11 protein-coding genes are annotated in these 15,124 nt (G+C 43.0%); 5 read left to right on the top strand and 6 right to left on the bottom strand.

What is annotated here, in order from left to right:
* A complete protein-coding gene (locus ACOOE0_RS11980; protein ID WP_420399145.1) occupies positions 1-1,332 on the top strand; it encodes a DUF58 domain-containing protein in 1,332 nt (443 codons plus the stop codon).
* Here the strand turns inward: ACOOE0_RS11980 and ACOOE0_RS11975 are convergent.
* From ACOOE0_RS11975 to mnmA, 3 genes are read right to left on the bottom strand one after another with little or no spacing between them, the layout of a single operon-like run.
* Positions 1,324-1,803: a hypothetical protein gene (locus ACOOE0_RS11975; RefSeq protein ID WP_420399144.1), complete on the bottom strand. Its 480-nt coding sequence runs from the start codon at positions 1,801-1,803 to the stop codon at positions 1,324-1,326. The genes ACOOE0_RS11980 and ACOOE0_RS11975 overlap by 9 nt on opposite strands.
* Before the next feature lie 39 nt (positions 1,804-1,842).
* Positions 1,843-2,787, bottom strand: coding sequence for an NAD(P)H-dependent flavin oxidoreductase (locus ACOOE0_RS11970; RefSeq protein WP_420399143.1), 945 nt, complete (start codon positions 2,785-2,787; stop codon positions 1,843-1,845).
* A 2-nt stretch (positions 2,788-2,789) separates the two neighbouring features.
* Positions 2,790-3,980, bottom strand: coding sequence for a tRNA 2-thiouridine(34) synthase MnmA (mnmA, locus tag ACOOE0_RS11965; protein ID WP_420399142.1), 1,191 nt, complete (start codon positions 3,978-3,980; stop codon positions 2,790-2,792).
* 488 nt (positions 3,981-4,468) lie between these two features.
* Here mnmA and ACOOE0_RS11960 point away from each other — a divergent pair, with 488 nt between their 5' ends.
* On the top strand, positions 4,469-6,352 hold the full coding sequence (locus tag ACOOE0_RS11960; RefSeq protein WP_420399141.1) for a fasciclin domain-containing protein: 1,884 nt from the start codon (positions 4,469-4,471) through the stop codon (positions 6,350-6,352).
* A gap of 72 nt (positions 6,353-6,424) precedes the next feature.
* The gene (locus ACOOE0_RS11955) at positions 6,425-9,391 is read left to right on the top strand and encodes a fasciclin domain-containing protein (protein WP_420399140.1); all 2,967 of its coding nucleotides are present in this window, start codon (positions 6,425-6,427) and stop codon (positions 9,389-9,391) included.
* A gap of 280 nt (positions 9,392-9,671) precedes the next feature.
* On the opposite strand, the gene yidC is transcribed toward ACOOE0_RS11955, so the two are convergent.
* The 3 genes from yidC to ACOOE0_RS11940 all read right to left on the bottom strand — a co-directional run bounded on the left by yidC (position 9,672) and on the right by ACOOE0_RS11940 (position 13,543).
* Positions 9,672-11,549, bottom strand: a complete 1,878-nt coding sequence (gene yidC, locus ACOOE0_RS11950) for a membrane protein insertase YidC (protein ID WP_420399139.1) — start codon at positions 11,547-11,549, stop codon at positions 9,672-9,674.
* 67 nt (positions 11,550-11,616) lie between these two features.
* Positions 11,617-13,251, bottom strand: a complete 1,635-nt coding sequence (locus ACOOE0_RS11945; RefSeq protein WP_420399138.1) for a CTP synthase — start codon at positions 13,249-13,251, stop codon at positions 11,617-11,619.
* Positions 13,252-13,306: 55 nt separating this feature from the next.
* Positions 13,307-13,543: a DUF3820 family protein gene (locus tag ACOOE0_RS11940; RefSeq protein WP_420399137.1), complete on the bottom strand. Its 237-nt coding sequence runs from the start codon at positions 13,541-13,543 to the stop codon at positions 13,307-13,309.
* A 44-nt stretch (positions 13,544-13,587) separates the two neighbouring features.
* Between ACOOE0_RS11940 and ACOOE0_RS11935 the strand changes: the two genes are divergently transcribed.
* Together ACOOE0_RS11935 and ACOOE0_RS11930 are read left to right on the top strand one after the other, a co-directional pair.
* Positions 13,588-14,451: a hydroxypyruvate isomerase family protein gene (locus tag ACOOE0_RS11935; RefSeq protein WP_420399136.1), complete on the top strand. Its 864-nt coding sequence runs from the start codon at positions 13,588-13,590 to the stop codon at positions 14,449-14,451.
* A gap of 46 nt (positions 14,452-14,497) precedes the next feature.
* On the top strand, positions 14,498-15,064 hold the full coding sequence (locus tag ACOOE0_RS11930; protein ID WP_420399135.1) for a 3-keto-disaccharide hydrolase: 567 nt from the start codon (positions 14,498-14,500) through the stop codon (positions 15,062-15,064).
* The last annotated feature ends 60 nt before the right edge of the window (positions 15,065-15,124 follow it).

The raw sequence follows: 15,124 nt of genomic DNA, 5'->3' as shown, positions 1-15,124 counted from the left end.
ATGCGTATTCTTAGGTCGTTTTACATTCATAACCGATTTTTTTGGTACATCGCAATTTTGGCGGCCTGCTTTGTGATTTCCTATTGGGTACCTAGTGTATACCCTATTGCCTGGTTGTTGGTGTATGGGTTGTTGGCTTTGTTCTTCTTGGATTGTTATTTGTTGTTCGTTTCGGGCGATGCCATTAGGGCGCAAAGAGAACTTCCCCAAAAACTTTCCAACAGCGATGAAAATCTGCTGGCAGTTCAGTTGACCTCCAAATATCCGTTCAAGACCGGTATAGTGGTCATTGACGAACTCCCTGTCCAGTTCCAAAAAAGGGATTTTGCATACAAAGTATTTCTGAACAAGAATGAAAACCACACCTTTGATTACTCAGTGCGACCCGTGGAACGTGGGGAATATGTCTTTGGGAACCTTAATGTATATGCTTCTTCCCCACTTCAAATGGTAAAAAGACGTTTTGTGTTCCAAAAAGACCAGATGGTTCCAGTATACCCTTCCATCATTCAAATGCAGCAATATGATTTTTTGGCCATCAACAATAGACTCTCTGAAATTGGATTGAAAAAGATTAGAAGAATTGGACATACCCAGGAATTTGAACAAATCAAGGAGTACATTAAAGGTGATGATATCAGAACCATAAACTGGAAGGCCACGGCCAAGAAAAACCAATTGATGGTGAACCAATACCAGGATGAAAAGTCCCAACCCATTTACTCCATTATCGATACGGGCAGAGTTATGAAAATGCCCTTTGATGGCCTTAAGCTATTGGATTATGCCATCAATTCCACCCTAGCATTTTCAAATGTGGCCCTAAAGCGGAACGATAAAACAGGGATGCTTACGTTTTCCAAAAACATAGAAACCTTTGTTCCTGCTGTCCAAAAAATATCACACTTAAACACCATACTGGAAAAGCTTTATAACATTACCACCGAGTTTACAGATTCCGATTTTGGACTGCTTTATGCACATATCAAAAGAAAAGTCAACCAGCGAAGTTTGTTGCTGCTTTACACCAACTTTGAACATATATCAGCCTTAAAAAGACAACTACCCTACCTTTTGGCCATAGCCAAAAAACATGTGCTTGTAGTCATCTTTTTTGAAAACACGGAGCTGGAAGCCCTAATCTCCACAGATGCCGAAGATCTGCAGACCATTTACCACAAGACCATTGCGGAAAAGTTTTCTTTGGAAAAAAGGTTAATGCAAAAAGAACTGCAACAATATGGTATCCAAACCATATTGACCAAGCCTGAAAGTTTGACCATCAACACAATCAACAAATATTTGGAGATAAAAGCTCGAGGGTTACTCTAGATAGAACTCCCCTGGCGCATTAAACCCAAGGGCATTAATGGTTGGTAAGGGGGAATCTGAGTCAACGTACTGGTAAGCTTTCGTGTTCACCTTGAAATCTTCGGGATTAAAAGTTTGGGTGGTCAAACTTCCCATGGGCCGTCTTTTATTTCGCTTTTTTGAGAACAATTCAATGGACACCCCAACTGTAACACCTCCCAAAACCGTTGCCAATAAATCATCATTGTCCCAAGCGTTGTCTTGTTGACCTGAATCTATGGCTTCCTTCGCCACCCCAACCAAGGCACTACCAGCCACCGCTCCAACGAACGTCCAAACCCGATTTCCATCTGATGCATGTTTAGCTATACCTGCGCCAGCTAGGCCAAAAAGCCCGCCGCCTACAAAATGAAGTACTTTGTCCCGCTCCAGTTGTGCATGCAATTGCGATGCAAAAAGGAACACGACTAATGTGGGGATTAGTGTTCTCATTACCCAGTAAAAGTAGGGAAAATTATCGATTTGATGGGCCTAAAGCCCCTTTACATCTTGGATGGCAGCCCTGTATTCCTCCATCATATTCTTGATTATGACTTCCGCTGGTAGAATCTCATGAATTAGACCGGATACTTGACCAATCTCCAATTCGCCTTCTTCCATATCCCCTTCAAACATTCCCTTTTTGGCCCTGGCACGACCCAGAAGTTTTTTCAATTCTTCAGCGGTAGCTCCATTGGCATAAGCTTGTTGTAAATCATTATAAAACTTGTTCTTTAACAAGCGTACCGGGGCCAATTCTTTTAAGGTAAGTTGGGTATCCCCTTCTTTGGCATTTACAATATAATCCTTGAACATGGCATGGGCAGATCCCTCATGGCTTGCGGCGAAACGACTTCCAACCTGGACTCCATCTGCACCCAAAACCATAGCTGCCAACATGGCCTTGCCCGTAGCAATCCCTCCTGCAGCTATTAACGGAATTTCCACTTTTTGCCTAACCGATGGAATGAGTACCATGGTAGTGGTCTCATCCCTACCATTGTGTCCACCAGCCTCAAAACCTTCGGCCACTATGGCGTCCACACCAGCTTCTTGCCCTTTTAAGGCAAACTTCACACTGCTGACCACATGCACAACGGTAATTCCGTGTTTTTTCAAAAAAGTGGTCCAGGTCTTTGGGTTTCCCGCGGAGGTAAAAACAATCTTGACCCCGGATTGAACAATGATGTCCATGATTTCCTCAATGTTGGGGTAAAGCATAGGAACATTTACACCAAACGGCTTGTCCGTGGCCTGTTGGCATTTAGCAATATGTTCCTTGAGCACTTCGGGATACATGCTACCTGCTCCCAATAGTCCCAAACCACCGGCATTGGACACCGCAGATGCCAATCGCCAGCCGCTGGTCCAAATCATACCTCCTTGAACAATGGGAAATTTAATACCAAAAAGTTGGGTGATTCTGCTGGGATCCATAATCATGAGATAACTCCTGAACCCACAAGTTCGTCTTTTATATACCAAGCAACAAACTGCCCTTCGGTTATTGCGGATTGTTTGTCCTTGAAATCAACGTAAAGACCGTTATCTGTTTTATAAAGCGTGGCTTGTTGTAAGGGTTGTCTATATCGGATTCTCGCCATGACCTCCAGGGTTTCATCCACCTTTAATGCCAAATCTGGGCGTACCCAGTGTAACTCATCGTCCTTGACAAACAAGGTACTTCTATATAACCCTGGATGGGATTTACCCTGTCCCGTAAAAATGACATTCGCATCCACATCCGTTTCTATCACGAACAAAGGTTCCTTGGTTCCACCCACATTGAGTCCCTTACGTTGCCCGATAGTAAAGTAATGCGCTCCTTGGTGTTCACCCACTACCTTGCCATCAGCAACAGAATATGTTGGTTTTTCCGCTTGGAATGCCAACTCTTCTCTTTTGCTATTGAACGATGGGGTTCCATGGCTATATTGGTCCGCATTATTAGGAACTTCGACGATGACTCCCTTTTTGGGTTTCAACTTCTGCTGTAAAAACTCAGGCAGATGAACCTTGCCTATAAAGCAAAGTCCTTGGGAATCTTTTTTATCCGCCGTGATCAAATTGTTTTCCGAAGCGATTTGTCTAACCTCGGGTTTGGTAAGTTCCCCAATCGGAAACAAGGTTTTGGCCAATTGATCCTGCGAAAGTTGGCACAAAAAATAAGACTGGTCCTTGTTATTGTCCACACCAGCTAATAACTGATATGTTTTGGAACCATCTTCTTTTTCTATAACCCCCTTACGACAATAATGTCCAGTAGCCACGTAGTCAGCACCCAGCTGCAATGCAATTTTTAGAAAAACATCAAACTTTATCTCCCTATTACATAGCACATCTGGATTAGGGGTACGCCCGCGTTCATATTCATTGAACATGTAATCCACGATACGCTCCTTATACTCCGCACTTAAATCAACGGTTTGGAACGGTATTCCCAACTTCTCCGCAACAATCAGGGCATCATTGCTATCCTCCAACCATGGGCATTCTTCGGAAATGGTAACGCTATCGTCGTGCCAATTCTTCATGAATAGGCCAATAACATCATATCCCTGCTCCTTTAGAAGATAGGCTGTAACGCTGGAATCCACTCCACCAGAAAGTCCTACTACTACTTTTTTCATCCTATTGAATTACGTGTGCAAAAATACAAAATGAGAAACATTGACGCTAGGTCGTAACAATCAGGCAATTGTTACAGTGTACACTTAAGTGCTAACATCATGTTCAGCCAAATCATGATGCCATTTCAATCGTATACTTGGCCAAATTAATTTGTTCATTACATAATTTGACTAAGTTTTTAACATCTATTATTAAACATAATTATAATGGTTGTTTCACTAAGAAATGCCAATTTTTCAAAAACAAGTCTGAAGAAGGTTCCCTAACTAAAAAAGGGAAATCTCTATAAATAGGTTCTAAATACTTCCTTTTTAGGTCCATTCATCCTTTTTTATTGATGATTTTGTAAGAAAAATGGTGAAATTCATATACCCAAAAATAAATTTTGTTAAACTTTTAATAAAAAACATTAAACATTTTATATATTTACAATGTTTAATTAAATATTTGTTTTGTTAAACAAAATGTATAATCAAAAATTCTACCCATGAAAGCACTAATTAATTTTTCAAAATTGACCTTGTTAATTTTCGCATTGATCTTTACTTCCTGTGAGGAAGATGACAACGGAGTCATGAATCCACCGCCTGAAGAGACCACCAACATTGTTGAGGCTGCTCAGGCTACTGCAGATTTAAGCAGCTTGGTAAGTGCCCTACAAAAAGCCGATGAAAGTGCCAATAATGATTTAATTAGTGCTTTAAGTGGTGATGGGCCTTTCACGGTCTTTGCACCTACCAATGCTGCCTTTGCAGATCTGTTGGCTCAATTGGACGGATTTGATTCCTTGGATGATTTCAACTCTGAACAACTGCAAGATCTGTTGGCTACGATTCTCACCTATCATGTTATTTCTGGAACTGCAGCTATGTCCACAGATTTATCGGACGGACAAACCTTAACTACTCTGCAAGGTTCCAACTTAACGGTCTCTACAGATGGAGGTGTTTTTATTGGTGACGATACCGATGCAGATGCCCAGGTGACAACCGCCAATGTGGAAACTTCCAATGGAGTGGTACACATTATCAATAAGGTGTTGCTCCCACAAACCATTTTGGACGAATTGGCCGATATTTTACTGGTTCCCATTACTGATTTGGCCATTGGAAATGAAAACTTGGAGAACTTAGTGGCCGCTTTGGTCGCTGCCAACGGAGACCTACCTACTGTTTTAAGAGGTGCAGGCCCATTCACGGTTTTGGCTCCTAGCGATGCAGCCTTCGAAACCTTCTTGGATGGAGCTGCTTTGGGTGATATTCCCGTAGACGTGCTCACCAATGTTTTATTGAATCATGTTCTGGAAGGTGAGTTGTACCAAGCTGATTTGGAAGGATTGGGTTCGGGATACAGCAATACCTTGGCTACAGGAGCTGGAGAGCAGCAAATGAGCATTTTCTTTGACACCTCGGATGGTGTGTCGTTCAATGGGGTTTCCTCAGTTGAAACCGCCGATGTAAAAGCACTGAATGGAGTTGTACATATTGTTGATGCCGTTATAGGCCTGCCCAATATTGTGGATCATGCAGTGGCGAATCCAAATTTAACTTCCTTGGTTGCTGCCCTCACCGATGGAGGCAACACCACATTTACTGATTTGTTATCCGATGAAATGGAAGTGTTCACAGTGTTTGCTCCGGTCAACACAGGTTTTGATGCCTTCATGAATCCAAATGGCAACGATATCAATGATATCCTTTCCAACCATGTTGTGGTAGGCGCAGCTGCATTCTCTTCCGGATTGTCCAATTCCTATGTGAATACCGCAGCAGCTTTCGACACCGATGAGCCATTGAGCTTGTATATCAATACAGATGACGGTGTTACTCTAAATGGAATGAGCCAAGTGGCAATAGCTGATATTGTGGCCACAAACGGGGTTATCCATGCCGTGGATATGGTTATTGACCTTCCTACCGTGGTTACCTTTGCAACTGCAGATCCAAATTTCTCAACTTTGGTGACCGCATTAACAGATTTGACCCCTAGCACTGATTTTGTTTCGGTTTTATCCGCCCAAGGTGGAAATGGTTCCGATCCATTCACTGTATTTGCACCAACAAATGCAGCCTTTGATGCATTGGCCGCCATTCCTGAGGAAGGCGATTTGATTCCTATCCTTCAGCACCATGTAATTGCTGGAGCCAATATCCGCTCTGGGGATTTAACTCCAAATGGAGACACTGTAACGCCGGCCACCTTGGAAGGTGATACTTTCACCATTACTCTACCTGGTACAAACGGCAACATTGCCGATGTAACTGATGGAGCTGGCAATATGGGCATCGGAATTGATGCCGTGGACGTGCAGGCCGTAAATGGAGTAATCCATGTTTTGGATGCCGTCTTGATTCCAGACACTATGAACTAAATTGAACAGGGTCGGTGTTCAACCGACCCTTTTTCACCCCTCCAATTTAAGAGAACAATTAACAACACTATTATGAGAACATTATTACAACCCAGGAAACTTTTCCTATGGTTGGCATTTATCCTTTTCACCTTCGTTTCCTGCGAACTAGAGGATGACCAAGCCATAGTTGATGATGAAATTGCAACAAAGAACATTGTTGAAACTGCACAGGATACAGATGCCCTAAGTTCTTTGGTGGCAGCCCTGGCCAAAGCGGATGAAAATGAGGATTCCGATTTAATTACCACCCTAAGCGGCGCAGGCCCTTTTACCGTCTTTGCCCCAACCAATGAGGCTTTTACGGAGCTATTGAACAGTCTGGACGGCTTTGATTCCTTGGAAGATTTTGACACGGATGAGGAGCGCGCCATCCTAGCTACCATCCTGCAATATCATGTTGTTGCCGGAGCGGCAGTTGCCTCTGGTGACCTTACCAACGGTCAAGAAGTAACAACAGTTCAGGGAGAGGACTTAAAAATAATCCTGGACGGCGGCGTGTTCATTGACGATGCTACGGATCAGAATGCAGAGGTAGGTATCCCAGATGTCACAGCCTCCAACGGAATTGTCCATGTAATCAACAAAGTATTGCTGCCCCAAGCCATTATAAATGCGTTAAATGAAGGTGGAACTTTGGTAGACATTGTAGTTGCGACGGAAGCCCTATCACTTCTGGAAGCTGCCGTAGTCAAGGCCGATCTTGTGGATACCTTAAATGGCGACGGGCCGTTCACGGTCTTTGCTCCCACAAATGACGCCTTTGAAGCCCTGCTTATGGCATTGGGAAGTGACTATATGAGCTTGGAAGATTTTGACACTCCTGAAGAAATTGAATTGTTGAAAAGCATTTTATTGTATCATGTGATACCCGCCCAAGTGCTTGAAGCTGACCTTGCCGCTGGTGAGGTAGGTACCGCTCTACCAGAAAATTCATTGATGATAATTGAGGAAGATGGAAAATTTGTAATAGGAGATGCTTCGGATACCAATGCCAACATCACTGGTACAGATATCATGGCCTCCAACGGCGTTGCCCATACGATAGACAAAGTCTTGCTTCCGCAAGCGGCCATCGATTTTGTGGCTTCGCTCCAGATGAAAAACATTGTGGAGATTGCCATTGAAACCGATGACTTGAGCCTATTGGTGGATGCCTTGGTTCAGGCCAATGCTGGATTGGTGGAAACCCTAAGTGGCGAAGGACCGTTTACCGTATTCGCCCCAACCAACGAGGCTTTTGCTGCCCTGTTGGACCTATTGGGAGATGACTACCATGCACTCTCCGACTTTGACACCCAAGAGGAATTGGATCTTTTGGTGGACATTCTCACCTATCACGTGGTTGCTGGAACAGCTGCATTTTCAATGGATCTATCCGACGGACAGACCATCCCTACCGTTTCCGAAGATGAGGTGACCATTAAACTGGAAGAAGATTATGTATTTATCAAAGACGCATCCGAGGAAAAGGCCAAAGTGGTTATTCCTGATGTAACTGCCAGCAATGGTGTGGTGCATGTAATCGATAAGGTATTGCTACCTCAAGCAGCGATTGATTTTGTGGCCTCGCTCCAATTGAAGAACATCGTGGAGATTGCCATTGAAACCGATGATTTGAGCCTATTGGTTGAGGCTTTGGTTCAGGCAAATGCCGGATTGGTGGATACCCTAAGCGGGGAAGGTCCATTTACGGTTTTCGCTCCAACCAACGAGGCTTTTGCTGCCCTGTTGCACCTATTGGGCGATGACTATAACTCTTTATCCGATTTTGACACCCAAGAGGAATTGGATCTTTTGGTGGACATTCTTACTTATCATGTGGTTGCGGGAACAGCTGCCTTTTCTACGGATCTGTCCGACGGACAGACCATCCCTACAGTTTCCGAAGATGAAGTAACCATCAAATTGTATGGTGGCCATGTGTTTGTCAAGGATGCCTCGGAGGAAAAGGCCAAAGTGGTCATTCCAGATGTTGAAGCTAGCAATGGGGTTGTACATGTGATTGATAAAGTATTGTTGCCTCAAGCAGCGATTGATTTTGTGGCTTCGCTCCAGATGAAAAACATTGTGGAAATTGCCATTGAAACAGATGACCTCAGCTTATTGGTTGATGCCCTCGTCCAAGCTGATGCTGGCCTGGTGGAAGCGCTAAGTGGTGATGGTCCGTTTACGGTCTTTGCTCCCACCAATCACGCTTTCATGGAATTGCTGAATGCGCTTGGCTTCCATAGCTTAAGCGACTTTGACACGGAAGATGAAGTCGCATTGTTGATCAAGGTTCTTACCTACCATGTGGTGGCGGGAACAGCAGCATTCTCAAGCGATCTTTCAGATGGCCAACATATAGAAACCTTACAAGGTGAAAATGTGGGCATCAACATCAATGGCGGAACTGTGCATATTGAAGATGCCACCGACTCCAATACAACGGTTGTTTTACCGGACGTAGCAGCGAGTAATGGTGTGGTCCATGTTATTAACAAAGTACTGTTGCCACAAGAAGTATTGGACATCCTCAATCCTCCAGTACCCAATATTGTGGAGTTGGCTGCTTCCGTTGATGACCTAAGCCTTTTGGTGGAAGCTATCATCCAAGCTGATGCCGGACTGGTGGATGTACTAAGCGGCGATGGTCCGTTCACAGTATTTGCACCCACCAACGAAGCTTTTGAAGACTTGCTGCATGCCCTTGGAGATGATTACAACAGTTTGGATGATTTTGATGACGACGATGACCAAGAATTGTTGGCCAAAATCCTCACTTATCATGTAGTTGCCGGTGCTGCTTTGGCCTCAGGCGATTTGTACAATCACCAGCAATTGCATACTGTACAGGGAGAATCTTTGTTTGCCATCATCAACCACGGGGTTTTTGTAAGGGATAAGACACATATTGATGCAGAAGTTATTGGCCCGGACAACGAAGCCAGCAATGGCATTGTACACTTAATCGACAAAGTATTGCTGCCACAGGAAGTCTTGGATGAACTACACTAAATCCCCTTATGACCGCCATTGATTTGTAGGTCTAATATTACAAAAGAACTCCCTTAAATAACATTAAGGGAGTTCCTTTATCTATAAGGGTTTACCGTTCGTCGATGACACATCAAAACAGGTCTCTTTTACCATACAAAATACCTGCTTTGACAACTATTAATTTTTTGGGGAGGTTTTAAGTGGCATCTTTGGAGTCCCAAATCTTTCCAAACTATACCTATCAATGGTGAAAGCTCCCCCAAAGTTCTTGGGGGAGTTTTTGTTTTTTTGTGAAGGATTATCTTCTTCCGGTCTTCTTTTGCTCTTCGGCTTGCTCCATCATCTCCCGCATTTTTTTCTGGAATTTATTTTCCTTTTTCGGCTTCTTTTTGTTCTCCTGAATCTGTGCATGGATCTTATCCTCATCCAAGATATAGTTCTTGATGGCCAACATAATGAAGATGGTAATTAAGTTGGAGATGAAATAGTATAAACTCAATCCACTCGCATAATTGTTGAAGAAAATCAACATGATCAGCGGAGAGAGGTACATGATAAATTTCATATTGGGCATGCCAGGCTGTTGTTGCATCTGCATCGTCTGACCTGTGGTCAAAGTCATATAGAAGAAAATAGCAATGGACGCCAATATGGGAAACAGACTCACATGATTTCCATAGAAGCTGGAAATTACGGGAATGTTTGTGGACCATTCAAAAATAGAATCGTAAGACGCCAAATCCTCTGCCCATAAGAACGATTTCTGTCGCAACTCAAAAGAAGTTGGGAAGAACATGAACAGTGCATAGAATATCGGCAACTGCAGCAAAGCGGGTATACAGCCACTCATCGGACTTACCCCAGCCTTATTGTAAAGCTTCATGGTTTCCTGCTGCTTCTTCATGGCATTGTCCTTGTACTTGTCGTTAATCTCAGTAATCTCAGGCTTCAAAACTTTCATCTTGGCCTGGGAGAGATACGACTTATAAGTTACGGGCGATAAAGCCAATCGAACCAAAATGGTCATCACAATAATTGCTATACCATAAGGCAAGAAAGAACTCAAGAAATTATAAAAGGGTGTGAACACATATCTATTGATCCAACCAAAAATCCCCCAGCCATAGGGAATCGTATCCGTCAATCCCAAATCCTCATACTTGTCCAGTACTTTTACATCTGTTGGGCCATAGTACCAATGCATATTCAAGGATAATTCCCCTCCTTGGAGTTCCAAAGGAGCCTTGGTCTTATAGATCTTGGTGAATTCAGTTTCCTTGCTCTCCTCTTCCACCAAGTTTTGTGAACTCAATTCAGCCGTTTTAAAATGAGTATCAGTGGCCAAGATAGTGCTAAAGAAATGCTGTCTGTAAGACAACCATTTTATGTCTTCCTCTGTTTCCTCATCAAATTCACTTCCCTCGGAAAGCTTACTGATTTTTCCTTCGTCATGATTATAGGTTAAACGGGTATAACGGTTCTCATACTTAACACTTTTCCCGTGGCGTATTCCTTTTAAATCCCATTCCAAGTCAATCGGTCTTCCTGAATTGATTACCCCATTCAACCCTTGGGTTCTTATGGTAAAGCCCAACAAATAATCATTGGGTTTCATTTCATATCTGTATTCCAAAAATTGGTTGTCGGACACCTTGGCTTTCATGGAAAGCACTTGGTTATCCCCATTATTGGAAAGTGTAGGTTCAAAATAAAGGTCCGAAGTGTTTAAAACACGATTGTCCGCGGAAGTAAAATTCAAGGCTAATTTGGCATTGCCGTCTTTTACCAGGTATACAGGTACAGAATCATAGGTGACAAAATTCTTCATCCGCGCTTCTATAATTTGCGCTCCCTTATTGGAAACCTCCAAGTACAATACTTCATTTTCCAATTTGGTTGTTCCCTCTTGGGTAGATGTGAATCCAAATGCCCCAACCGAATTCTTGTAGTTGGCCACTGCCGTAGAATCTTGTGTATTGATTGGTGCCGGGGTCTCTATTTGGGGTTCTTGGGCAACTTCCTCTTGTTGGGCAGCCGCCTCAATCTTTTCCTGTTCCGCTTTTTGGGCCTCCAATTCTTCAGGGGTAGGCTGATTTTGGTAAAACATAAAGATGAGTATTCCAAAAATCAACACAAATCCAATAATGGAATTGGGGTCCAGTTTCTTTTCTTCCATGAAAGTTATTTAGTGAAAATCTTTATCTGCGCTTTTCAGGTCGCAAATATATGTCCAAAACCGCAGTTTATGCCAAACTGGCATTAGTTTGTTGTTGTTTTTGCGCCAAAACTGCCTTTACAAATCCAACAAACAAAGGATGGGGATTGGCTACGGTGCTTTTGTATTCCGGGTGGTACTGCACTCCAATAAACCACGGATGTGCCGGAATTTCAATCACCTCCACCAACCCAGTCTTTGGGTTAAAACCAGTCGCTTTCAATCCAGCCTCCTCCAACTGACTTTTGTAATCGTTGTTGAATTCAAATCGATGTCGGTGTCGTTCAGCTATTTCGGTTTCTCCATAAACTTCGTGTACCAAGCTACCTTCTTGCAAATCGCAATCCCAAGCCCCCAAACGCATGGTACCTCCCATATTGGTCACCTTTTTCTGTTCTTCCATTAGGTTGATGACAGGGTCTGGCGTATCAGGTTTCATCTCGGTAGAATTGGCTTTGCTATAACCCAGTACATTTCTGGCAAATTCAATAACCGCCATTTGCATCCCCAAACAAATGCCCAGGAAGGGTATATCGTTTTCACGGGCATATTGAACAGCTTTGATCTTGCCCTCAATTCCTCTTTCACCAAAACCTGGAGCGACCAAAATCCCATCAAGTCCCATTAATTTCTTGTCTACATCCGTTGCGGACAAGTGTTCTGAATGTATGGAACGAACCACCACCTTGACCTCATTGGCGGCTCCGGCATGGATAAAGGACTCCAGAATGGATTTGTAGGAGTCTTGAAGTTCAACGTATTTCCCTATCAGTCCAATGGTCACCTGATGCTTGGGGTTTTTATGTTTCTGCAGAAACTGTTCCCATTGTCCCAATTCGGGTTCCACATCATTGGGAAGGGCCAATTTTTCAAGAGCTACTTTGTCCAGTCCCTCTTCCTGCATTAACATGGGCACATCGTAAATGGTGGACGCATCTATGGATTGAATCACGGCTTCTTGTTTCACATTGCAAAAAAGAGCCAGTTTTCTTTTAATATCATCTGAAATATGATGTTCGGTTCGGCAAACCAGGATATCAGCCTTGATACCGCTTTCCATCAAAGTTTTTACGGAGTGCTGGGTAGGTTTGGTCTTCAACTCTCCAGCTGCCGACAAGAAGGGCACCAACGTCAAATGGACCACAATCCCGTTGTTTTCCCCAAGCTCCCAAAGCAACTGCCTTACAGCTTCTATATAAGGTAGTGACTCAATATCACCTACAGTTCCCCCTATCTCGGTTATCACTATATCGTAATCCCCACTTTTCCCAAGGATTTGAATACGTTCCTTGATCTCATTGGTAATATGTGGAACAACCTGAACCGTTTTGCCCAAAAATTCCCCTTTACGTTCCTTTTCTATAACGCTTTGGTAAATTCTACCAGTGGTCACATTGTTGGCCTGTGAAGTCTTTACGTTTAGGAAGCGTTCGTAATGGCCTAAATCCAAATCCGTCTCCGCTCCATCATCGGTCACGTAACATTCCCCATGTTCATACGGATTTAAGGTACCGGGATCAACATTTATATAGGGGTCCAATTTCTGGATGGTGGTTCGGTAACCTCTGGCCTGTAGCAGTTTGGCCAAAGATGCGGCAATAATTCCCTTTCCCAAGGATGAAGTTACCCCTCCCGTAACGAAAATGTACTTTGTCTGTGACATATTTGGATACTCTATTACGGGGTGTAAAGGTACGAATTGCTAGTAGAAAACTAACTCAATCGACCGGAAATTCTTTTTGGATTTTCCGAATGATGGGTTCCAAACCATTTTCCTTGATATCCAAGGTGGTACTAAGGTACTCCCCCAATTTCCCGTTTGGAAAGCCTTTCTGCCTGAACCACACCAAATAAGCTAAAGGCAAATCGATTAAAAATCGTTCCTTATATTTTCCAAATGGCATTTTGTAATGAGCCAGTTCCAGCAGCTTTTGTTTGTCCGGGCGTATTTCCATATCAATCTCTAAAGTACTATCTTAACCACAATAATCCATCCATCATGAAGAGAAGAAAATTTATTGCAACCACGGCCGTAGGAGCTGCAGGTATTGCAACAACCAAAGTTAACGCACAAAACATGGAAAACGCCAAAGACTTTAAACTAAAAAACAATATTAACCACAGTGTTTGCCAATGGTGTTTTGGCGATATTCCTCTAGAGGATTTTCTTAAGACTTTGAATGGATTGGGCATTAAGGCCATAGATTTAATAGGTCCAAAAGACTGGCACCTCTTAAAAAAATATGACATCCATTGTTCCATGTGCAATGGCGCCGAAATTAGTTTGGAAGAGGGTTGGAACGACCCCAAAAACCATGAAGTACTCATAAAGAATTACACGGAAATGATTCCGAAAGTTGCTGAGGCGGGCTATACCAATCTTATTTGTTTCAGTGGAAACCGAAACGGCATGAACGATTATGTGGGATTACATAATTGCGTGGATGGACTTTCCCAGATAATTCCTTTGGCAGAAAAACATGGGGTAATCATTCAAATGGAACTATTCAACCAAGTAAACCATCCAGATTATATGTGCGATAGTTCGCTTTGGGGGGTAGAGCTTTGCAAGCACTTGGGAAGCGACAATTTTAAATTGTTGTATGATATTTACCATATGCAAATTCAGGAAGGTGATATCATAAGGAGCATTCAAAACTACCATCCTTATTTTGGACATTACCATACCGCTGGGGTTCCGGGAAGACATGAAATTGATGATTCCCAGGAATTATACTACCCAGCTATTATGAAGGCCATTTTGGATACGGGATATACCGGTTATGTGGCCCAAGAGTTCATCCCTACTTGGAGTGACAAAATTGAAGCACTCAAGGATGGATTTCTACGGTGTGATGTGTAATCAACCGATAACCTTTTAACAACCTACCAAATACACCCTTTATTAAATGAAAAAACAGCCATACCTATTATTAGTTATAGTATCCTTCCTATTGTTTTCTTGCAATCATAAGGAGCACTTATTCCAAGAAAATGTGAGTGATTGGTTTGAAAAGGGTGATGCCTCATGGTCCTTTGATAAAGGTGAACTGGTAGGTACCAGCGTGGAGGGGTCTGGATTTGTTATGACCAATAACTCTTATAAGGATTTCAGTTTGGAGTTGGAGTTCCATCCAGATAGTACTATTAATTCAGGAGTATTTCTGAGGTGCAAGGAGCACAATATTGACGCCGCTGATTGTCATGAAATCAATATCTGGGATTTACATCCCAATCAGGATTTTAGAACCGGTGCCGTGGTGACCAAGGCCGTACCACTGGCCAAAGTGACTACCTTGAACCAATGGAACACCTACAAAATCCAAAACCAAGGCGATCGCGTACAGGTTTGGGTCAACGATACTTTAACCGTGGATCTGCGTGATGATAGTCTGGATGAAGGATTTATAGGTCTTCAAGCCGCCGGAAAGGGAACCATTAGATTTAGGAATGTCATTGTAGAATCCTTAAATTGACTTATACCCTAAGGGTTAGCGAGGATTAAAATCCGGTCAGCTGCCAGCCCAAAATTTACT

The organism is Flagellimonas sp. (assembly GCF_965215805.1).
In the GTDB taxonomy this organism is placed as follows: domain Bacteria; phylum Bacteroidota; class Bacteroidia; order Flavobacteriales; family Flavobacteriaceae; genus Flagellimonas.
The sequence above is the reverse complement of the archived record's forward strand: the minus strand, read 5'-3'. Positions and strand labels throughout refer to the sequence as shown.

Coding starts and splice junctions, on each gene's coding strand:
- yidC (WP_420399139.1), bottom strand. CDS start 11,549: ATGGAAGAAAAGAAACTGGACCCCAATTCCATTATTGGATTTGTGTTG.
- ACOOE0_RS11940 (WP_420399137.1), bottom strand. CDS start 13,543: ATGGAAATACGCCCGGACAAACAAAAGCTGCTGGAACTGGCTCATTAC.
- ACOOE0_RS11935 (WP_420399136.1), top strand. CDS start 13,588: ATGAAGAGAAGAAAATTTATTGCAACCACGGCCGTAGGAGCTGCAGGT.
- ACOOE0_RS11980 (WP_420399145.1), top strand. CDS start 1: ATGCGTATTCTTAGGTCGTTTTACATTCATAACCGATTTTTTTGGTAC.
- ACOOE0_RS11945 (WP_420399138.1), bottom strand. CDS start 13,251: ATGTCACAGACAAAGTACATTTTCGTTACGGGAGGGGTAACTTCATCC.
- ACOOE0_RS11960 (WP_420399141.1), top strand. CDS start 4,469: ATGAAAGCACTAATTAATTTTTCAAAATTGACCTTGTTAATTTTCGCA.
- ACOOE0_RS11970 (WP_420399143.1), bottom strand. CDS start 2,787: ATGGATCCCAGCAGAATCACCCAACTTTTTGGTATTAAATTTCCCATT.
- ACOOE0_RS11955 (WP_420399140.1), top strand. CDS start 6,425: ATGAGAACATTATTACAACCCAGGAAACTTTTCCTATGGTTGGCATTT.
- ACOOE0_RS11930 (WP_420399135.1), top strand. CDS start 14,498: ATGAAAAAACAGCCATACCTATTATTAGTTATAGTATCCTTCCTATTG.
- mnmA (WP_420399142.1), bottom strand. CDS start 3,980: ATGAAAAAAGTAGTAGTAGGACTTTCTGGTGGAGTGGATTCCAGCGTT.
- ACOOE0_RS11975 (WP_420399144.1), bottom strand. CDS start 1,803: ATGAGAACACTAATCCCCACATTAGTCGTGTTCCTTTTTGCATCGCAA.